The sequence below is a fragment of the Microvirga sp. HBU67558 genome, assembly GCF_018069605.1.
Lineage (GTDB): Bacteria > Pseudomonadota > Alphaproteobacteria > Rhizobiales > Beijerinckiaceae > Microvirga > Microvirga terrae.
This window is the reverse complement of the sequence record NZ_JAGPUP010000493.1, coordinates 1-19,947: the sequence shown is the minus strand read 5'-3', so window position 1 is coordinate 19,947 and position 19,947 is coordinate 1. Positions and strand designations below refer to the sequence as shown.

22 protein-coding genes are annotated in these 19,947 nt (G+C 57.0%); 11 read left to right on the top strand and 11 right to left on the bottom strand.

The window, feature by feature from the left end; all coding sequences use genetic code 11:
- Nucleotide 1 precedes the first annotated feature (1 nt).
- Nucleotides 2–577, top strand: coding sequence for a recombinase family protein (locus KBI52_RS10420; protein WP_210807237.1), 576 nt, complete (start codon nt 2–4; stop codon nt 575–577).
- Nucleotides 578–625: 48 nt separating this feature from the next.
- On the opposite strand, the gene KBI52_RS10415 is transcribed toward KBI52_RS10420, so the two are convergent.
- Nucleotides 626–877: a hypothetical protein gene (locus KBI52_RS10415; protein ID WP_210807236.1), complete on the bottom strand. Its 252-nt coding sequence runs from the start codon at nt 875–877 to the stop codon at nt 626–628.
- A 190-nt stretch (nt 878–1,067) separates the two neighbouring features.
- On the opposite strand from KBI52_RS10415, the gene KBI52_RS10410 reads away from it, so the two are divergent.
- Nucleotides 1,068–1,829, top strand: a complete 762-nt coding sequence (locus KBI52_RS10410; RefSeq protein ID WP_210807235.1) for a Crp/Fnr family transcriptional regulator — start codon at nt 1,068–1,070, stop codon at nt 1,827–1,829.
- A 29-nt stretch (nt 1,830–1,858) separates the two neighbouring features.
- Here KBI52_RS10410 and KBI52_RS10405 read toward each other — a convergent pair whose 3' ends face one another.
- Nucleotides 1,859–2,095, bottom strand: coding sequence for a hypothetical protein (locus KBI52_RS10405; RefSeq protein WP_210807234.1), 237 nt, complete (start codon nt 2,093–2,095; stop codon nt 1,859–1,861).
- Between the two features lie 59 nt (nt 2,096–2,154).
- Nucleotides 2,155–2,550, bottom strand: coding sequence for a response regulator (locus KBI52_RS10400; protein WP_009762891.1), 396 nt, complete (start codon nt 2,548–2,550; stop codon nt 2,155–2,157).
- Between the two features lie 103 nt (nt 2,551–2,653).
- On the opposite strand from KBI52_RS10400, the gene KBI52_RS10395 reads away from it, so the two are divergent.
- From KBI52_RS10395 to KBI52_RS10375, 5 genes are all read left to right on the top strand, one after another.
- A complete protein-coding gene (locus KBI52_RS10395) occupies nt 2,654–2,953 on the top strand; it encodes a hypothetical protein (RefSeq protein WP_210807232.1) in 300 nt (99 codons plus the stop codon).
- A 314-nt stretch (nt 2,954–3,267) separates the two neighbouring features.
- Nucleotides 3,268–3,468, top strand: coding sequence for a NepR family anti-sigma factor (locus KBI52_RS10390; protein WP_210807230.1), 201 nt, complete (start codon nt 3,268–3,270; stop codon nt 3,466–3,468).
- Nucleotides 3,469–3,593: 125 nt separating this feature from the next.
- Nucleotides 3,594–3,824 (top strand): hypothetical protein, encoded by a 231-nt coding sequence (locus KBI52_RS10385; RefSeq protein ID WP_210807228.1) that lies wholly within the window; start codon nt 3,594–3,596, stop codon nt 3,822–3,824.
- A 10-nt stretch (nt 3,825–3,834) separates the two neighbouring features.
- Nucleotides 3,835–4,233 (top strand): response regulator, encoded by a 399-nt coding sequence (locus tag KBI52_RS10380; RefSeq protein WP_210807226.1) that lies wholly within the window; start codon nt 3,835–3,837, stop codon nt 4,231–4,233.
- Between the two features lie 298 nt (nt 4,234–4,531).
- The gene (locus tag KBI52_RS10375) at nt 4,532–4,765 is read left to right on the top strand and encodes a hypothetical protein (protein WP_210807224.1); all 234 of its coding nucleotides are present in this window, start codon (nt 4,532–4,534) and stop codon (nt 4,763–4,765) included.
- Nucleotides 4,766–4,815: 50 nt separating this feature from the next.
- On the opposite strand, the gene KBI52_RS10370 is transcribed toward KBI52_RS10375, so the two are convergent.
- Complete coding sequence (locus tag KBI52_RS10370; protein ID WP_210807222.1) at nt 4,816–5,604, bottom strand: NYN domain-containing protein; 789 nt, start codon at nt 5,602–5,604, stop codon at nt 4,816–4,818.
- Nucleotides 5,605–5,759: 155 nt separating this feature from the next.
- On the opposite strand from KBI52_RS10370, the gene KBI52_RS10365 reads away from it, so the two are divergent.
- Nucleotides 5,760–7,406: a hypothetical protein gene (locus KBI52_RS10365; RefSeq protein WP_210807220.1), complete on the top strand. Its 1,647-nt coding sequence runs from the start codon at nt 5,760–5,762 to the stop codon at nt 7,404–7,406.
- 179 nt (nt 7,407–7,585) lie between these two features.
- On the opposite strand, the gene KBI52_RS10360 is transcribed toward KBI52_RS10365, so the two are convergent.
- The 3 genes from KBI52_RS10360 to KBI52_RS10350 form a co-directional block, all read right to left on the bottom strand.
- On the bottom strand, nt 7,586–7,927 hold the full coding sequence (locus KBI52_RS10360; RefSeq protein ID WP_210807218.1) for a DUF3768 domain-containing protein: 342 nt from the start codon (nt 7,925–7,927) through the stop codon (nt 7,586–7,588).
- A gap of 128 nt (nt 7,928–8,055) precedes the next feature.
- A complete protein-coding gene (locus tag KBI52_RS10355; protein ID WP_210807216.1) occupies nt 8,056–8,691 on the bottom strand; it encodes a hypothetical protein in 636 nt (211 codons plus the stop codon).
- 249 nt (nt 8,692–8,940) lie between these two features.
- Nucleotides 8,941–9,888: a hypothetical protein gene (locus KBI52_RS10350; RefSeq protein WP_262266082.1), complete on the bottom strand. Its 948-nt coding sequence runs from the start codon at nt 9,886–9,888 to the stop codon at nt 8,941–8,943.
- 482 nt (nt 9,889–10,370) lie between these two features.
- On the opposite strand from KBI52_RS10350, the gene KBI52_RS10345 reads away from it, so the two are divergent.
- Entirely contained in the window at nt 10,371–10,856 is a 486-nt protein-coding gene (locus tag KBI52_RS10345) for a hypothetical protein (RefSeq protein WP_210807212.1), read from the top strand.
- 1,297 nt (nt 10,857–12,153) lie between these two features.
- On the opposite strand, the gene KBI52_RS10340 is transcribed toward KBI52_RS10345, so the two are convergent.
- The 3 genes from KBI52_RS10340 to KBI52_RS10330 form a co-directional block, all read right to left on the bottom strand.
- Nucleotides 12,154–12,414, bottom strand: a complete 261-nt coding sequence (locus KBI52_RS10340) for an AlpA family transcriptional regulator (RefSeq protein ID WP_210807210.1) — start codon at nt 12,412–12,414, stop codon at nt 12,154–12,156.
- Nucleotides 12,415–12,548: 134 nt separating this feature from the next.
- Entirely contained in the window at nt 12,549–13,544 is a 996-nt protein-coding gene (locus KBI52_RS10335; protein ID WP_210807208.1) for a hypothetical protein, read from the bottom strand.
- Between the two features lie 15 nt (nt 13,545–13,559).
- Entirely contained in the window at nt 13,560–14,753 is a 1,194-nt protein-coding gene (locus KBI52_RS10330) for a site-specific integrase (protein ID WP_247654317.1), read from the bottom strand.
- A gap of 495 nt (nt 14,754–15,248) precedes the next feature.
- Here KBI52_RS10330 and KBI52_RS10325 point away from each other — a divergent pair, with 495 nt between their 5' ends.
- Nucleotides 15,249–17,696 carry a type IA DNA topoisomerase gene (locus KBI52_RS10325; protein ID WP_210807207.1) on the top strand — a complete coding sequence of 816 codons (2,448 nt, stop codon included), beginning with the start codon at nt 15,249–15,251 and terminating at the stop codon, nt 17,694–17,696.
- Nucleotides 17,697–18,005: 309 nt separating this feature from the next.
- The gene (locus tag KBI52_RS10320; RefSeq protein WP_210807205.1) at nt 18,006–18,326 is read left to right on the top strand and encodes a hypothetical protein; all 321 of its coding nucleotides are present in this window, start codon (nt 18,006–18,008) and stop codon (nt 18,324–18,326) included.
- 158 nt (nt 18,327–18,484) lie between these two features.
- Here the strand turns inward: KBI52_RS10320 and groL are convergent.
- Nucleotides 18,485–19,947: chaperonin GroEL (gene groL / locus KBI52_RS10315; RefSeq protein ID WP_210807203.1), on the bottom strand; the 1,463-nt coding region annotated here is incomplete at its 5' end.

The window sequence follows — 19,947 nt, the reverse complement described above, 5'->3', positions numbered from 1 at the left end:
CATGGCCCGCATTGGTTACGCCCGCGTCAGCACTACCGACCAAGATCTCGATATCCAGCTTGCAAAGCTTAAAGCTGAGGGATGCCAAGTCATCCGTTCAGAAAAGGTGTCAGGCGCTAGCCGCAATGGCCGCTTCGAACTGGCGACGATCCTCGACTTCCTACGCCCCGGCGATGAGCTTGTGGTTACGCGCCTTGATCGGCTCGGCAGAGACACGCGCGATGTCCTCAACCTGATCCACGAGTGCGAGCAAAAGGAAGCTTTCGTCACCGTGCTCGACCCGCATGTTTCAACTCGAGGGGAGATGGGCCATATCGTGCTGACTGTGCTTGGCATGGTCGCTCAGATGGAGCGACGGTTTATCAAGGAACGGCAGCGCGACGGCATTGAGCAGGCGAAAGCCGAAGGTAGTTACAAAGGTGGCAAGCGACGGTTGGACCATGAAAAAGTCTTAGCCCTGCACGGTAAAGGCCATGGCCCGGCGGCTATCGCTAAAACTCTCGGCTGCTCCCGTATGCAGGTGTATCGCATACTGGGAAATGGGCAAAAAGCAGCCAATGTGACTGAGCCTAAGTGAGCAGGACGTCACTTTCCTTTGCCGGAAGCTCTAAGCTAAGAATCAAGCTCAGTGCTGTGGCGGAGGCTCCACTCGGTCGATTTCCATGCTGACTTTGACGGTCAGCACCCGCTGGTGGTGCTCGTTCCTGACCTCGACCGTGACCTCACGGGCGTCACCCTTCGGCAGGCAGTCCCGTCCGATCTCGGCTGCAGTAGTTGCCGCCTCGCGTTCGGTGGCCTCAAGGCTGTCGAACTCAAGGCCCTCTTCATCAAGGGTGAAGCTCGTCCCCTCGCGCACGTCAAAATAGAACCGAGGCACGAATTTTCCCTGAAAAAGCAAAGACGAATTGAGTTTTATTGCTTAAATCGAATGCTTCAAGGAGAAAATAACATAGGTTTATTGAATAAATTTATCTATGTGCTAGATATAAATCATTGTCAGCAACCGAACATAGGCGCTGATACCTGAGAGAGACGTGTGCTCCCGCCTGCTACAGGAGGAGTGTCACATGCACGCTTCTTTCCACTCCGCTTCTATTTCCTCGCGAGAGAATCCCCTCATCCGCAAGCTGGAGAGCATCTTCGCGCTCACCGATGACGAGCGGCAGGCGCTCGAAAACTTGCCAATGCAGCTTGCCGTCATCAAGGAGGATCAAGACATCGTGCGTGAGGGCGACCGGCCCTCCCGGTCATGCGTGATCCTGAGCGGCTTTACCGCGACTTACAAGATGACCGCAGGCGGCAAGCGCCAGATCGTGTCCTTCGGCATTGCCGGTGACATTCCCGATTTGCAGAGCCTGCACCTGAAGGTGTTGGACATCAGCATCGGCACGCTCACTCCATGCCGGGTGGGGTTCATCCCGCATGAGGCCCTGCGCGACCTTTGCACCCGCTATCCTCGCATCGCCGCAGCCTTCTGGCGCGAGACCCTGATCGATGGGGCCATCTTCCGGGAATGGGTGACTAATGTCGGACGCCGCGAAGCCTACAATCGTATGGCCCATGTCCTTTGCGAGTTGCTAGTGCGCCTGAGAGCCGTTGGTCTGGTGGAGGGCCATGCCTGTGAGCTTCCAATTACGCAGGGCGAGTTCGCAGATGCCATGGGCATTACGACAGTGCACGTTAACCGGGTTCTCCAGCAAATGCGGGCTGACGGTTTGATCGATTTGAAAGGCGACCGGTTGAACGTTCCTGACTGGGACAGGTTGAAGGAAGCAGGCGAGTTCGACCCGATCTACCTTCACCTGGAGGTTGATCAGGCCGCCGCATAAACTGCCTCGGTCGGCTGGATTGGCTCTATTCAGTCATCTTCCCTGATTTCCGCGCCTCCGAGCCACGCGAGAACGGCATCGAGCGTGGGGAACTTGTGCTCAGTTTTCGTGAAGGGCGCTGGCATTGTCTCGGGCGGGACGTCGTCCAGCAGCTCCGCTGTCCACGTCGCCGCTCTCGGGCCGTTCTTCACGACACCTCCAATGAGCTTACCATTGAGCATAAGATCGTAGCTTCCCGGCGCGAGCTTGTGCAGGCTGTAGGGCATCACGCCTTTCCTCGCTCAGCCGTGAGGCTAGCCATCGTAGTGCTCATGAGCGACGGCGGTCAGGCTGCCCTTGACGGGCTCATCAAGGCTTCGATCTGTTCGACCAGTACGTTCGGATAGACCGGCTTCGGGATAAAGGTCGCCGAGGGCGGGAGGTCACCCTCATCCGGGAATGCCTTGCCTGAAATGACGAGGACCCCAACCTCGGGCCAGCCCTGTGCGACCAGCCGTGCAAACTCGAAGCCGTCGAGGGAACCGGGCATATCAACGTCCGTCAGGACGGCGCTGACCTCGGGCCGTTCCTTCAAGATCTCAAACGCTTCATCGGCATCCTGAGCCTCAAGGACCCAGAATCCGGCCTCTCGCAGGATATCGACCTGCGTCAGCCGCACGAGCGGCTCGTCCTCGACGAGAAGGACGATAGGCTGGTTGAGAATAGGACCACGCGGTTTCATGGATGCGGGAACGGCAGGCAGAGGGACTTGGTTCCTTGGACCACCTCGGAACCCCTCCTAACCTTGGCCGTTAACAACGCATCTGGTGATCTGACAGGTGCCTGTGACTGAAATCGTCGAAATCCACTGGAATGCCCGCCCTTACCTGACCAGCCTACGGATTAAGGTGAAGGGCGGGTCGCTCGATCCACGCGCCGAGCGCCTATTCCAGCAGGTGCGTGAAGGCGCCGCCACCCTGTTCCCGGGCTGCGCGATCCTCGTGCGCATTGCGACCCGCGACAAAGATCCAAACGCGCGATTGCGCATCTCCCGCGATGGAGTGGAGCAGCACGACCTTGAAGCAATGGAGGCTTTGATCGAGCGTGTCGCTCAGCAAGTTGCCCTCAATGCGAGCGGAAACTAAGCGCAGTAACGCTTCGTTTTGTTTCTGCCCCCTGTCGGCTTCGTAGGCTTTGGGCAGCTTTCACAAGGTAGAACCCACCGCTGGTCATAGGAGAACATTCGTAAGTATCCATTCTTGTCTTGCGGAATAAATACTGATGACCAGTGGTCTTGGGCCACCTTGCTTGTTCAGCTCCCTCATAACTGCATCTCACGAACTTATTGCTTAGCTGAAACCCACGACTCTCTCATAGGTTGTTAACCTACGTTAATTTCGCCCCCGACTGATTGCTCGGGCATCGTAGACGAGTTTAGAAAGCCATCTGAGGCTGGATCATGCAATTTATTGCACGCGAGCTTTCAAATAAGACCGAGAGCAATTCTCTAAACCCGCAGTTCTGGGACGACATGCTGCGGGCGAGTATCGGGCGTGATCTGCGCTCCCGCTATCAGGATACTTTCGATCAGCCGTTGCCTCAGCGCCTGTCTGCTCTGCTGGAGCAACTTGAAAAGCGGCTGCACTCAATGGGGTCCTAGAATGCGATGGGAGCCAATGCAGACAGCCCCTCGCGACGGCACTCCTGTGCTTATCTTCACGCAGTGGAATGACCGTGTCATTGGACACTGGTCGCCGCACCGAGGGATTTGGATTGACGCTAGCCATGCGGTGGTTGTCGCGACCCGATGGATGCCATTACCTGAGCCTCCAGCAGAGATCTAGCTATGGCGCGACCCGCAAGGCTGCCGCGCGAACAAAGGATGCGCTCCGAACCACCATCGGCGAAGTGCTTGACAGCGTCCCGACCGAGGAGCGCCAGAGCCCTCTCAGCAACTGCGGCTATGAACTCATCCCGGAGCAGCTTGCTGCCATCCTGCGTCAGATCGAAATCTAGGAGAACCGACATGGAGCAGATGCAGTCTGAGCCCCGTGTGGCCTTGATCGTCGAAGATGATCCGGACGTTCGCGAACTCGCAGGCGCCCTGCTGGAGGAGACCAAGCTGGACGTGGTAGAGGTCGAGAGTGCCGATGCGGCTCTGGCCTACCTTCAGAACCATGGCGGTGAGGTAGCGATGATCTTCGCCGACATCCGCCTGCCGGGTCTGATGAACGGGGTTCAGTTGGCTAAGGCAGCCTACGCGCTCTGGCCAACGATCCGGATCGTGCTCACGTCGGGTGATCCCGGCGCTCTGTCTGACGACCTGCCGGACTACGTCACTTTCATGCCAAAGCCGTGGCGCGGCCTCGATGTGCTGGTCGAAGCGGAGAAAGCCGTGCACACCCGGCAGCCACCTGTGGCTTGAACATGCTCAGGGGCCAGCTTGTGCTCGTTGTCGCCGTCTTCTCGGGTGCTGCCCTCTACATCAACGTGGCCAAGCAGCCCGCCCGTCTGTGCGAGACGACCCCTGCTGACCCCGTGGAAGCCATCTTTCAAACGCGGATTAGCTATGCAGGCTCCGCTGGCAATCGAAGGCTTCCTGCTCGGCCTCGCAGCATGGTGGCAGACCGGACATGTCGGATGGATCCGTGGAGCGGAGGAAGCCCTCGGATGTCTTATTCCGCACTCCAGGTGGGTTCAGTTAAAAGGGATGGAGGCTAGCCGTGGCTGACGATCACTCCTCAGGTCGCAAACGACCTGCCAAAGACCCAGAAAAGCTCGTGACGTCAGCGGTCAATCAGGAACAGGAAGCCGCTGCGTTGGCGTCTAAGGCGGCTGAGCTGGAAGCGGATGGCAAACTGTTGGAGGCCAAGCTCTTGGCCCGCGCCTCGCGGCATCGTCGGGTCGAAAGCCTCAAGGTGCGAGCCGTCGCCGCTGCTACAAGGAAGGTGCCGTAGGATCAGGTCTCAACTAGAGCAAACGCATAACACGATCCTTTATGCGGCTCTTAAGCTGAGGGTGGCCGCTGGGTCCGTGGTCTAGCAGGCGCTTTGGATCCAGGCTTGTTTCGAGGGGTCGATTTTGCCCTAATCCGCATAGCCCGTCCCTCTGGCTGATCGATATCGAAAGCCCCTGTCCTCCGGACAAGATCACTGAGCTTCCTGTACCCATACGTGCGTGGGTCGAAGTCCGAGGCAATAGTTACGAGACGTTTTCCCACAGCGCCCAACGCCACCCAACCATCCTCGGTATCCATCTGGGCGATGGCCTTGTTCAAAATGGGAATGGCCGCAGTAGGGGGCTGAAGAGCCTTGGCGGATGAGCCTTCTTCGGGAGCAGCGGCCTGAACCTCAGGCAGCAGGTTTTCCGTATAAATGAATCGACGGCACGCCTGCCTGAAGCTTTCAGGGGTTTTCTGCTCCCCAAAACCATAGACATCGGCACCTTGCTCCCGGAGACGGGATGCAAGGCGCGTGAAGTCACTATCTGAGGAGACAAGGCAGAACCCATCAAGCCGACCACCATGCAAAAGGTCCATCGCGTCAATCACGAGGGCGATGTCAGATGCGTTCTTACCAGTCGTGTAAGCGAACTGCTGATAGGGGTCTATTGCGTACTTTTGGAGAATCTCCACCCACGACTTCAGGCGCTGCCCTGAAAAATCCCCGTAGATCCGCCGGACGCTTGCTTCGCCAAACTTGGCGATCTCCTCAAAAAGCCCGGCCGCAATGCGCGGAGAAGTATTGTCCGCATCAATGAGGACAGCAAATCGGCGGGGGCGCGTGTCTTCGGCCATGTTGTGCACCTCGACCGGGTGTATGCCCTCAGACGGGATTTAGGGCCATGAATAGGCTCAAACATGTTGAGGATGAGCAATCAATAGCCGCTTGAAATATTTGCTGTATTACCTGCAATCCTCTGTGGAAATATGGCCCTAGGGAGAAGGCGTCCATGACGCTCGACGGTTTTTTGACGTTTCTAGGATTGGCTGCCGCGATCTATGCGGTTGTTCCATCCGTTGCAAAGTTGCGGGCGAATCTTGGGCTGCGTCTCCAGTTGCTGGTGGCAATCTGCGCACTGATCCTCGTCCTCTATCTCGAGTTCTTCGATCTCGTCAGCCAGCCATGCCCTAAAGCCCTCGGTCGGGCCTGTGAATGGCTCTACTTTCCAGGCGACAAAAGCTTTACGCCTCCCCAACTCGCCTTTTTCGTTGTTCTGGCCTGGATGGGAGCCGCGTGGCTCATTCATCGCTATTCGCGGCCCGGTGCCAGCTTATTGCCCACGTTGTCTCGGCTCGTTGATGATCTTGTTTATGAACGCCGCTTCGCCGAGGTTTTGAAGCTGGTTGAGCCCTTTTTGCCGCTCATTGACCGGGCCATGCATAGAAGGCTGTTCTTCCAGCGCCTGCACTACCGGCTGTTGGATCTAGCGGGACTTAACGTCATCGATCCGAAACACTTTCTGAAGAGGCTCGAAGAGCCGAAGACAAAGAGTCCGCTAGCTGAGCGCATCATGTCTTTTGCAAAGCGGCGGCTTGGGGATATGGCCGTTCTTATTCCCTCTCAAGGAAAAGCGGAGGAAGCCGCACGGGAAATTGCTCGTGTGTTGCTGCGGTCCGTGGAGCTTAGGCGGTTCATCGTGCAGATGCGCCCTTATTCTGCCCTCTCTCTGTTGAAGCTCCGCTCCTTCGACAGGCACGACTTTGCAGCCGGCTACTTTCAGGGGTTGCTCGCCGACCCTGCCAGCATTCTCTACCATGAGCTTAGGCATAATCAGAGTGTGTCATACGGAGGGTGCTATTCTCTGCCCGAGTCAAATCGCTTGCTTCACTACCTATTCACAGACGCCAACACCGCTATTGATCTTTCTGTCTGGAAGCCGATTGGCGACTACGTTCTGGCGAATATGAGACCTGATCACCCGTCGAAATATTTTGTTCAACTTAATGGCCGGAGCGACAACTTTGATAATGAGCAGTGGCAAGATCCAACATTCGCAGGAATTTTCTTCTTCGACATTATGGTTAGGGCCGCCGCACACCAAGGCATCGAATACCATATGTGGCTCTTCTACTTACCTTTGATCGTCCGTGAACTCGAAGAGGGATATGATACGTCAAGCCCTCGGATCGATCTTTCCGACGAATTTCCCACACGTTCCGCTAGGCTGATTTATGAAGCTCTCAGGACAGTTCGTGACTGGGTCGAACTTGTCGAGCATTTGCCGGAGGAGTCCCCGAACCGAGTCATTCCGGATGCATACACAATGAGAGACGGTACGATCCCGGCGTCTGCTGCACTAGCTCTAGGGCAGTGTATGGCAACCATAGCCTTATCAAAAAGACTTAATGAGAAATTCGCACTCGAGATGCACGACGTCATCATAGGTGGAATTCGCAACCTTGGACGCGAAGGGGTTCAGGGTCAGATGCGATCATTCTTAGTTGCGTCAATCATCAATGGTGGCCGACACGGGCGAGACAGAGACTATGGCGCACGGCTTGCCACTCTCATAGCTATGTCTGACCCTGTGCTGCGGTATGAGATCGACGATTACGAAAAGGCACTTCGAGCGGTTTATCCCAAACTGCAATTTTAATGTGGTTCCGGTGGAGCGCCTGTCGTCCGATGATCCGGGTTTGAAGCTCAAGTTTCGTGTACCTGCCTTTACGAAACCCTGCTTTTGAAGCGTCGCAATGCGAATCCACCCTGCCGCACTCGACGATACTGGCCGTATCATGGCCTGCGGGAGCGACACGCAACGGTTCATCGGCGTCATTAGTACTCGTTTGCCAGCATAAGGGTCATTACCCGACAGGTTACATTCGGGTCGGTTGGATCGGGTGAAGCGTATTGCAGGTCAAGGTCGTAGTAGTCGATTTTGAACATGACCATATGCTCCTCGACCCGCACAGCCCCGAAGTCGTGCTCGCCATAAGGGTCGTTGTCAGGGCTGAAGGCATTGAAGCCTCTGACCGCCTGATCGATGCGCAGCACCATCTCGTTGCCTAAGGCAGCAATACCTCGGGTCATCACCACCCGCCCGCCAATGCGGTGTTTGCGTAGTTGGTCATTGAGGTCGCACACACGCGCAGCCGTCTGGCCGATTGAATGAGCCATGATGAGTATCCTGATTTTTGGCTGTTGAGGGTTAAATCGCTGCAAGCGGCTGTAAGGCTCACAGGGGCGCTTGGCACTGTGTCGGCTGGTAGGGTAGCCCCGGGCAGCGCAAAGGCCGCCCGCGAGCTTCATTTTGGGGCTGCGGCAGCCTCGAAAGGGGGTAGCAGGCTCAAGTGCCCACGCTTTCGCACAAAGGTCGGCAAGTCAGGCCAATCACGCCAGCGAAGTATAAACAGATCGTTTGGTTTGGCGTCTGTCACCACCGCCTCATACCAGCCATCCATATGGCCCTCGCTAGCCAAAACTACACTGCCAACCGTGATCGCGTCCCATGACGAAGGATTGGTCGTTGGTGTTGCCGTGTCTCCGGAACTGCTGACTTCAGCGTCTGGCATCGGCGCTTGGTTGAGGGCAGGTTGAATAGCCTCTGGTCCTTGGGCAGGGATTTCACCGCCCATCGCTTCAAGCTGTTCAATCAATAGGCGGTTGCAGAACGGCAGTAGCGCCTTCTGTGACGAGCTAAAGATTTTGCCAGTAGGCAATTTCCCGGGCAGCGCCTGTTGCTGATCTGCGGTTAGGCGCAGGATCTTCACGCCCATCAATGCGGCTGCTTTGAGGGCGAGCTCCGCATCAGCACTGCCAAAGCTGCCTGCGTGCCCTTTGCCGCGTTCATCTCTATGAAACAATACGAGCATTGATGGCCCAGGTTCACCAGCGACTGCGCTGGCCCCTGTTGGCTCGGGGTTTTGGCTCTCATTTCGCATGGGACTCTCCCCAAAAGAAAAGAGCCCCGGAAAGGGCTCTGTTGGGGAGACTGAAGGTGATAGTCGGCTTTCGTTGCGTGAGCCGCGCGGCCGACGGGCGCGGGTATGTATAACTTTGTTTCATTTATAGCCCTATAAGTTTCTACCACAGGCGCAGGGTCAAAGTCGCTGATTTTAGGCCAAAAGCTTGCCCAATTTGACCCCGGCCCTAAAAGTATATAGGATTAAAGTCTTATTGTCAAGCGCAGCTTAGTCAGGCACACCCCTGAGGCTAACTCTGTCACAATCGTCGAAAACCGGGCAGTATCGACAATCGCAACGGGCTTGATCGTTGATCCGGTTTCCGTTGCAGATGTTGTGGCCATCAGCAGCGCAAAATGCCCATATCGAGTGCTGAATGAAGCGCGGGCTCGCAGAAGGACGATCCATCCGCTGCGCCAAACCCTCGATGAGGCTAGCGCAGCCTGCCGCCGAATAGCAGGCTGGTCCGATCTCGTGTGCGCAACCGAAGCGGTGCAGGACGCCTGTTCGATGCAAAAACGAATGCACCAAAGAATCGACGGCGACAAAAATTTTCCCGGTATTTCGCCATCGTTCTCGGTTTGGATCCCCCGCCAGAAGCAGGTCGGCTAAGGCCATCGACCAGAGCTTGCGGCCAACCCCGTAGATGTTCTCAAGAGGAGAAAGCAGGGCCTCGCGGAGAACCGCCGCTCGATGCGGGTCCTCGGCTCCCGGGTCGGCCTGCTGTAGTCGATCATCGATCCAACCGACGAGGTCGCCTTCACAGATATCGCGGATAAAAAGGAATAGCGAATAAGCCGCCTGATTGAGCCGTCCATTTCGTAAGGGATGTTGCGGCAAGGGGCAGTCGTGAAGAAGGTGAGGCTCGGAGCAGGTCAACACTGATTTTTTGTAGCCGCACCCCGAGAGGTGCCAGTAGCTTTTGAGGCGATGACAGGCCGGATCATCCTTGAGCCTAACCCGAATTTCGGACCAACGCACACTTCCGTGCCTCTCGGCGTAGGAGAAGGCGACGGCATCGCTGATCCCTTGAAGCTGAAAGAGCGTGAGTAACCAGTCGAAGATAGGACCTGAATCGCGCCGAGCGACAGCGTCCTGAACACCGGCGCTTTCGAGATTGTTCGCGATGTCATCGAGAAACGTGATCGGGGCCAGAGCTAGGGCCGGTTGAACCACTCTTCTGAAATGAGCCCAGTGTTCGGTCCGATCTGAATGCACTGCACATACCGCTGCTGATAAAGGTTCAGCGTCGTAGCCCAGCCCACAATAGTCATGTCAAGCGAACTGCGTGGCAAGTCTAAGATCGATATAGTCGAACTCAGGTCTGCGAGGCAGACATGTCGGGTCCGTCTCAGGCCGAGCTAGAAGCAAGTGCTCGCGTAAATACCAATTGTGAATCGCAGCAAGCCGGTCGCGTTGGATGCGCCAACGAGGCTGGCCCTGCCTAATCCCTACCAGATGCGGATGCCGGAAACGGGGTCAGTATATGGACTGCTGTACCCAAATGAACCACCAGACCATAGCCCACTACCCCACACCCCCAACCAGCACATACCCATCGAACAACAAAGGTATGTCCAATGTATCACACAACCCACGTCATCAACGGCTATAGCCAAATGATAACAGATCGTCTCAACGCAGGATGGGATGGATACTTGCTGACGTTCATGTTTAAGCCGATTGGCGGATCACACCGCAACGTCAAACGGCAGATGGAACGAGAGCTGGAACGAGTGTACGGAAAGTCCCTCACTCGGATCATTAGGAAGCCTGCGTCACATGAGATTAATGAGCTTCCACTTTGGATCGCGTGCCCGGACTACCCTGTCCCCAAAGGAAGCTCGGAGAGGCAATCCCTGCGTGACGTAACGGTCAACGACGGTCGGCATATGCACGCGGATGTGGTGATCCCGCCTTGGTCTCGGATGAAAGAAGATCTTGCAACCCATTTCGACGAGAAGCAAAGCCACTATGTGACAGCGGACAGCGCCCTGTTTCGCATCGATGCTGTACCAATCACACATGACCCGAACTACGTGACCGGGTATGTCCTTAAGGCATTAAGGCGTGGCTGGGTCGGAGAAGCAGAAATTCTCGTTCTGCCCCGCTCGGCAACGGAGCTTCGGGACAAGGCGGCATAGATAGACCCATTTCTATATCTAGCGGATTAGCCGACCCCCGATAGGAGATCGGCTAATCACCACAATGGTCTGTCTAGCAGCTCAAGTTGACCTACTCGCCGAGCCACGCTCACAGCCGATACCAGCCGAGCAAACCAATACCCATACAATGCGATTTCGGGGCCGCTAGGGGGTTTATCGGCACTGAGGTAAGGCAAGCCCCCCGGTGCTGCCGAGCCCGGCCTGTCGCGGCTCGCCTGTTTCGTTCAGGCACACGGCCATATGGTCAGCTTTGATGTACTATCATCTCAGACCGTCCTCAGCGCACTTCTGGAAATAGGCCACGACCGCACTTCTCAGCCGGTCCAAGTCCTTCAGAACGTCATGCGCTTTCTCATCGAGGGGAGTCGAAGGCAGATCGTTCCCTCGTTCCATACTCTCAGAGCCCGTTTGAGAATTCACTTTAGGCCCAAGATCTCGTGGGTCGGTTCTGCTGGGAGCCCTTGCATGTTGCGGTTTCAGCCTATTATCAAACGGGCTCTCAGCAACAATTGAACTCCGGATCGGGCTTTGCTTCGCACCCAACTTAGTCGCCCGCTTGGTGTCTTGATCGCGCTTATGATCACTTGAAATTGTGTGATCTAACACCTTTTGGGCTCGTTTTCTTTTCGACTTCTTAACTGCCTTACGATACAGGGACTCAATGCCCCCGTTCTTACTAATAAGGCGCGAAATCCTTTCGGGCCTGACACCCTTGTCAAAGAATGCCTGCAAGCCACGAGCATAGATGTAGGCGCGGCTGTAGTTTTCATTCTGGCCATCGAAAAGCACGTATCGCATTGTCCATATGAGGACCTTGCTCCTTCCTTTCTTGCTGTTCGTAGGCCGTTGGCGTCGGCCCTTCCAATGATCATCTTTAGTGAATTTGCGCCAAGCCTCATCGTTGTGGAGAAACTGGAACGCGATGTCGTAGGTGTGCCCCAGCCATCGGCAAAACTTGCCTCGGAACCGCAGATCGATTTGCTGAATTTTCTGTCGGCATGAGACTGCAGCCGCGACCACCTCGTCCGCAGTTTGGGCGCGTTTCGCCCTCTCGGAAGCAAGGCCGAGTTGCTTGGATGTTCTGCGCTTATTGTTTGACATATTGAGTTCTCGAAAAGGCGAGCATTATCAGCGAATTCTTAGGTAACCCAAGAATTGGTCGGGTGGGCTCGCAGTTGTGGGATTTGCTATGAATGCGGCTTTGCCGCGTGATTGATTGGGGCGGGAGCGTTGCCTTAGAGCATGGACGCTCCCGCCTCATCTATGATCCTAGAAGCTACGATTGCGCCTGTTTCGGATCTAAGCTTTGGAGAAGCTTCCGTATGTCGGACTTCCGCCACGCTGCAATACGTGGACCAAGGCTCACGGGCGGTGGCGCTTTTCCTTGCTGAATCCAACTGTACCAAGTGGATCTTGATATCGGGAGAAGCCCTTTTGAGCCGATAATCGCATTCAGGCGGTAATATCCCTCGTCGCCGAGATCAGCCTCTGCTGGAGGTCTCGGGTGCCATGAGGGACTAGGAAGGTTGTTGATCATTTTGCTGTCTCTACCGTCCGTTATTGGACGACAAGAGACGTACCGATCCCTCCGGAGTAGCGAAATTCTGCAAAATGAAATTGCACTGTGCAATCAGCAAATGCACCTATGCAATTCAGATCTGCACACTTGCCTTATCGTCTATATTTTTCTCTGATTTTCTCAATCATTGCAGCGGGGAGGTTCGGCACTGGGATGGGACTTTGCTCCATCTTGGGCAAGTAAACTGCATTCGCTTGCACAACGTCCACGGTTGCTATCTCGGAGAGGATTACCTGATTGGCGAATTTTGCTCTGGCGATCCATTCGGGCAGCAGGTGGCCGTGCTCTTCCCAAGTTGCGACTCCTTCAAGGATACAGTCTAGAAGAGATCGATCCGGCATCACTTTGATTGATGACGCCGCGTACAAAAGGCAGATTTGCCCTTCATAGTAGTCTCGATGATTGATCAGGCTACGTCGGCGAAGGTGTATCTTTGGCTTTGGCTTTTCCGTATCGGTCTTCTTATCCTTCTGCGCTTCGGAAAGACTGTCGATGATCGTGAAGGCTGCATTAAAGCTTGGCGGGCGATGCTTCCCGGTGTGTTTAAGCTCAGCGATATGATAGTGAGTGATCTCCATGATCGTAATCACGGATCGTATTCCGCTCACCCGAGATTTAAGACTTTCTTCTAAAGAGCCAACAGAGGGAGAGCTGATGAGCCTACCGATCCCACCAATCGGGTAATAGATATCTTGGAAGAAGTCCGAGCCTATCCGGATTAGGCGAATATAGAAATCCACTAGCACTGGATACGCTTGCAACATCTTCGGGACGTTGCTTTCCTCGTCCTTGATAATTTTTAAAGTCTGGAGAGCCATACTATCTTGTACGATATCCTGACGCTGTGAGGTGACAACAACCCACGCGCAGAAACCGGCGAATAGGACCTCCTTATGACCATGATAGGATGGCTCCTTGGAAAGCAGAAGGTCTAGGACATGGCGTGCATCGAACCTATCCCATGCATATTCAGTAAAGCTTTCTGCTGAGGGATCGAGCTTCGTCGGGTTCTCCCTATTGAGCAAGCGGACAATTTCTTGCCAGCTTGAAATGACTTGGCCCTCGGCAGTCTTTTCTGTGCGACCCATTTCAGTATCCATGTTTTAAGACTGAACCTGCTTTGATGGATCTGTACAGAACATCATCCAAGCCGCCATCATCTCTCGGCGCTTTTCCATAAGGTCCCCTCGGCGGTAGGCAGCCTCGACCTTGTTCTCGATTGTATGCGCAAGAGCCATTTCCGCGACCTCCCGCGGGAAGTGGGTTGCCTCAGCCGCCCAGTCCCTAAAGGACGAGCGGAAGCCATGCGCTGTCACATTCAGCTTCATGCGGCGCAACATCATCAGGAAGACCATATTGGACAATGGTTTCTCAGGAGATCGACCGGGAAATACATAACTACTGTCCGTGCCCAGCACCTTCGCTCGTCTCAGGATCTCAACGCAACGGTCGCTTAAAGGGACGCGGTGAACGCGCCCGGCCTTCATCCGGTCGGCAGGAACGGTCCAAAGCGCCTGATCTAGGTCGAATTCGTCCCACCGGGCCTGAAGCACTTCGCTGGTTCGGGAGGCGGTCAGGATCAGGAACTCAAGGGCAAGCCGGGTGATCTCACCGGCATCGGACGCTTGAAGGTTCGTGATGAAGGCTGGAACTTGCCCATAGGGCATGGCCTCATGGTGACTGTCGCGGCCATTCTGCTTCGGAAGGCCCCTTTCGACGCCCTCGACTGGATTTTCGCCTGATCGGAAACCAGCAGCCTTGGCCCAATCCAACACAGCCTTGATCCGCTGGCGCACCCGCCGCGCCGTTTCCGGCTTTGTCAGCCAAATCGGGCTGAGGGCCTTAAGAACGTCGGGCGTGTGGACCTGATCGACCCGAGTTTCGCCCAAGTGGGGAAACACGTATTCCTTGAGGGTGTTGATCCACTGATCGACGTGCTTCTTGTTCTTCCAGCTTGCCTTGTGCTCGGCGTGGACCTGCTCGGCGGCTATGGTGAAGGTCGGTATCTCGCGCTTCTCCTTCCGCTTCTCGGCCAAAGGATCGCCGCCATCTCGGGCGAGTTTCCGATAGGACAGGGCTTTTTCACGAGCTTCACTAAGCGAAACGAGAGATGTGCCACCTAGTCCTATGTCCCGCCGTTTGCCGTGGACGACCACCCGCAGGAGCCACCGCTTAGCTCCCGAAGGATCGACAACAAGGTAGAGACCATTGCCATCAGCATAGCGCCCCGGCTTGTTGAGGTTGCGAACCTGCATGGCCGTAAGCGCCTTGTCAGGATGCTTGCCTGCCCCCTTCATGCCCTGTCCGCCTAACTCAAATGCCCCACATTTCAGCCCACATCATAAACAGGATGCAGTGGCATTTCAACAGACGAGCTTGGACAACCCAATCTCCTAAACACCTTGCTTTACTTAGGTTTTCTGGATGACCTCAGACTTGCTTGGATGCAGCCAAGGCGGACCCCCTCTCCGCCAATTGTTCAACTTTAACAATAACTTAGCTGCTTCGACTTCCGCTACTGAATTGAAGTGCGAGCTGCTGCTCCTTAGATAAACTGTGACGGCCTATCCCCATGGCTGGATAACGCTGCTTCTGCCGAGCAGGCTCTGAAGACATTAGCGAGCGTCTTGTCTCTGGTTGTGTGAGAGTGCTGTCAGCGCTGCTCAGCCTCCAGTCCGATCCTTCCGTTGACCAGCAATGTCACTGCGAGTAGTGTTCTCTATCCGTTCTCGATTGCAGGCTTGCGTCCGCTTTGGTCTGTAAACTGTAATGGTATTGCACGATTGTAGGTTATGACCACCCAATCATCCTCGCGCACGCTGTTCTTCTTCGAGAAGCCTTCGGCCATGCGCCAATTGCAGCGGTTCTTCAAATCACCGAGCACAGTCTGCGTCTCTGCCGAGGGCCATCTCTTGGCGGCCGAGGAGCCCGGCAATATTCGGGATGAATGGAAGTCTTGGCGCCTTGATACCCTGCCGATTGTGCTCGAGCGTATCCCAGTTACATATGGCACCAACCGCTCCGGCCAGTCGCACAAGCCAAAGATCGTGGCGATCAAGCAAGCTCTTCAGGGCGTGGAGCGCGTCATCATCGCCACCGACCCAGGCCGCGAGGGCTCGATGATTGCTTGGGAGGTGCTTGAGCATCTTGGCTATCGAGGTCAGGTAGATCGCCTCAAGCTGGGTGCTCTCGATGAAGTCTCAATCCGACGTGCCTTTGCGGCGATGGCCAGGGAGCCCGACTCGGGTGAGCGCGACTATGCCGCTTATCTTGAAGCCCTGTGCCGCCAATATGAGGACTACCACCTGGGGCTCAACGGCACGCGCGCCATCTCTTTAAGGCTCCGGCCGCCAGCTTTCAGACAGCCCTGGCGGTTCGGTGGCGTGCAGACTCCGACGCTCGCGATCCTGGCTGATCTCGAGAAGCGCATTCGTGACTTCGTCCCGCAAGATTATTTCAAGATAGCTCTAACCGCCATCACGGACGCTGGTGCCGAGGTCACTCTCTGGCACGCACCAAAGGACAAGATCCTCGACAAGCAGGTGGCCGAGACGATTCAGCAGGCAGCCGCTTCCTGGTCCGGTCCGCTTGGTGTCGAGCAGAAGGACGTGCGCCGGGCACCCCCTCGCCTATTCTCGAAAGACACTCTCGCCCGCCGCTGCGCCAAGCGCTTCGGCTGGGATCCTCAGCACACGGCCAAGCTGGCACAGGAGCTCTACGATCAGGGCTACCTGACCTATCCTCGCACTGAATCCGAGCACCTGCCCGAGAGTCAGACAGGTGATGCCAGCGCGGTCATTGCGAGCGTCGCCGGCGTCGTGTCCGATCTTGCCAGCCTCGTGCCAGCCGCAAGCAACCTCGTATTCCGCAAGGGCAACAAGGGCCATTACGTCAAGGATCCGGGCGAGCACCATGCCATCGTGCCGCTGCGCAAGGTGCCTCAACCCGGCAGCCTTAGCGGAGAGCATCTCCGCCTCTGGGAGCTGGTCGCCAAGAGCTTTCTAGCAGCGCACCTGCCGGACGGTATCGACGCTCGCACCACGGTCGCTGTGCAGGTCCCAACACCACTTGGTCCGAAGCGCTTCTCGGTCAGCGGCAGCGTGATCAAGTCGCCTGGCTGGCGGGCGGTGTATGGAGCCGAGGCTGACGAGGAGAACGAGGCTGTCCCAGGCAAGGCCAAGCCGGACGAGGAGCCCACCACCGGACGTCTCCCGCCGATCCGCGACAACGAGCCTGGAAAGGCAACCGACGCTCGGATCGAGACAGCGAAAACTGAACCACCACGCCGGATCACGCGCGGCGAGTTGCCGGTCGTGATGGGTCGCCTCGTCGATCAGGTGGAAGACCCCAAACTCAAAGCGGCTCTCGAGAACCCGGCCAACCCAAATGAGCCCAAGGGACTCGGGACCGCCGCGACTCGCGACACGATCCTGCCCAAGCTCCAGAAGAGCCAGTATATTGAGTTGCTGAAGGGTAAGGACCCGCCGATCCAGGTGACGGAAGTTGGCCTCGCATTTATTGCAGCCGTCCGGCGTGTTTTTCCCGCCTATGGCGACCCGGTTGGCCGAGCGATGTTCGAGGCGGATCTGGCTGAGATCGGGCGTGCATCCACGCGAACTGAGGCGATTGGCAGAGCCACAGCCTATCAGGAGCGAACCCGCAGCCGTGTCAGAGAGCTGATCACGACGATTGGACAGTCGGGCACTGTTGCTCTGGATCCAGCGTGTCTCCCGGCGCCCTTCGCAGCCGATGGAAAGCCTCCAACAAAGGCGATGATTGCTTTCGCAACATCGATTGCCGCCCAGCGTGGCTTGAAACTGCCCCGCGGGCTCAAAAGCAACAGCGCAATCTGCCGAGCCTTCCTTGAGCAGCATGCTCCGTCGCGATCTTCCAAACCGGCGGAGGCCCCGCAAACGGGCCCTCGTTCTCCAAGCGAAGCGATGGTGCGCTATGCTCGGTCGCTCGCCGAACAGCACGCAATCGAGTGCCCACCAGAAGTGATCACCGATTTCACGGCGTGCCGCGCTTTTCTCGACGAGCATGCACCAAAGGCACAGTATCCTCAGGCAAAGAACCGGACTGTCAGTCCTAAAGATCGGCTTCCGGCTGTCCAGGCGGGCAATAGCAGTGATGGCCATAAGCGGGTGCCTGCGTCTGCAAGGAGACCTACAGAGACAAGAAGCGAGATCCCTCGTCGCCGCACACGATCCCGCACTGTCGCTTCCGGCAGAGACGACTAATCAAATGTTCTGAGGACGTCTAAAGGCCTGCTCCTCAAATTTCTCCACCTGTCCTGCCCCTACTTCCTTGGCACAGCGGATTTGGCCGATTGAGTGGGCACACGACGGGCACGCGTTCAGGGCGCACCAGCACGTTGATTGTGCGGACGAGGCCTGGCTGTCGCCGGATCAACCCGGCGCTGCAGAGTGAGCACCATCTGATAAACGGAGGGGGCTGCACCTGGGAGCGGCGTCGGGCGCTTGACAGGCAGAAGCGCTGGCCAGACATTCGCTTGATAGCCTAGCCCGGCTCCATTGAATGGCACCTCCATGAAGATCGACATTGACCAGCTGACCGAGGCCGAGCTGATCGATCTCAATCACCGCATCGTCGAGCGCCTGCGCTTTCTCGACCAGATGCGCGCTCATGTGGAGATGCTGGATTTCAAGATTGGGGACCGGGTCACCTTCCAGCCTCCCGGCCAGGGCCCACTCGAGGGCATGTTGACGCGCTACAACAAGAAGACCGTGACGGTGATCACCGACACTGGGCAGACGTGGAATGTCTCGCCCACCCTCCTCAGCAGGATCAAGCCAGCCAAGGGCACCAACCCAGCAGGAACCAACGTGGTCCCGCTGAATAAGCGCTGACGCGACTATTGCCTCGGGCGTGGTTGGACGAAGAACGGTAGCGACCTGGTCTCACAGCCCGCGTAGTCCTGTGTGATCGCCTATAGCTAATTCACAGCACAAACGAAAAGGCCCCGGAGTAGTCCGGGGCCTTTCCAGTAGGATGGTGGGAGCAGGATTTAGAAGTCCATGCCGCCCATGCCACCACCTGGCATGGCTGGAGCAGATTCCTTCTTCGGAGCGTCGGCCACCATGGCCTCCGTGGTGACAAGGAGACCAGCGACCGACGCTGCATTCTGCAGAGCGGTGCGGACGACCTTGGCCGGATCGACGATCCCGGCCTGCAGCAAATCCACGAACTCTTCCGTCTGAGCGTTGAAGCCGAAGGTGTCGGAGGAGGTGTTGTCGTTGATCTTGCCAACCACCGTGGATCCTTCAACGCCAGCGTTCTCGGCGATCTGACGGATCGGAGCTTCCAGCGCACGCAGCACGATGTTGATGCCGGACTTCACGTCCGGGTTGTCGCTCTGGAGCTTGGCCACCGCAGCCTTGGCGCGCAGCAGAGCCGTGCCGCCGCCGGGGACGATGCCCTCTTCCACCGCAGCCCGAGTGGCATGCATCGCGTCATCAACGCGGTCCTTCTTCTCCTTGACTTCGATCTCGGTCGAGCCGCCGACGCGGATCACCGCGACGCCGCCGGCGAGCTTGGCCAGACGCTCCTGGAGCTTCTCACGATCGTAGTCCGAGGTGGTTTCCTCGATCTGCGCCTTGATCTGCTGAACCCGGGCCTCGATGTCCTGTGTAGACCCAGCACCGTCGATGATCGTGGTGTTCTCCTTCTCGATGCGAACGCGCTTAGCACGGCCGAGCATGTCGAGGGTGACGTTCTCGAGCTTGATGCCGAGGTCTTCGGAGATCGTCTGGCCGGCCGTGAGGACGGCGATGTCCTCGAGCATGGCCTTGCGGCGGTCGCCAAAGCCCGGGGCCTTCACGGCGGCGATCTTGAGGCCGCCGCGCAGCTTGTTGACCACGAGGGTGGCGAGAGCCTCGCCCTCGATGTCTTCCGCTACAATCAGCAGCGGCTTGCTGGTCTGCACCACGGCCTCAAGGATCGGGAGGAGCGACTGCAAGGAGGAGAGCTTCTTCTCGTGGATGAGGATGTAGGGATCCTCAAGCTCCGCAATCATCTTCTCGGCATTGGTGATGAAGTAGGGAGACAGGTAGCCGCGGTCGAACTGCATGCCCTCGACGACATCGAGCTCGGTCTCGGCGGTCTTGGCCTCCTCGACCGTGATCACGCCCTCGTTGCCGACCTTCTGCATGGCCTGAGCGATCATCTCACCGATGGAGGCGTCACCATTGGCCGAGATGGTACCAACCTGGGCGATCTCCTCAGAGGAAGCCACCTTCTTGGCGCGAGCCTGGATGTCCTTCACGGCCTCAGCTACGGCCATGTCGATGCCGCGCTTGAGGTCCATGGGGTTCATGCCGGCGGCCACCGCCTTGGCGCCCTCGCGCACGATGGCCTGGGCCAGAACCGTTGCCGTCGTGGTGCCGTCACCCGCCACATCGCTAGCCTTCGAGGCCACTTCGCGCACCATCTGGGCGCCCATGTTCTCGAACTTGTCGGAGAGCTCGATCT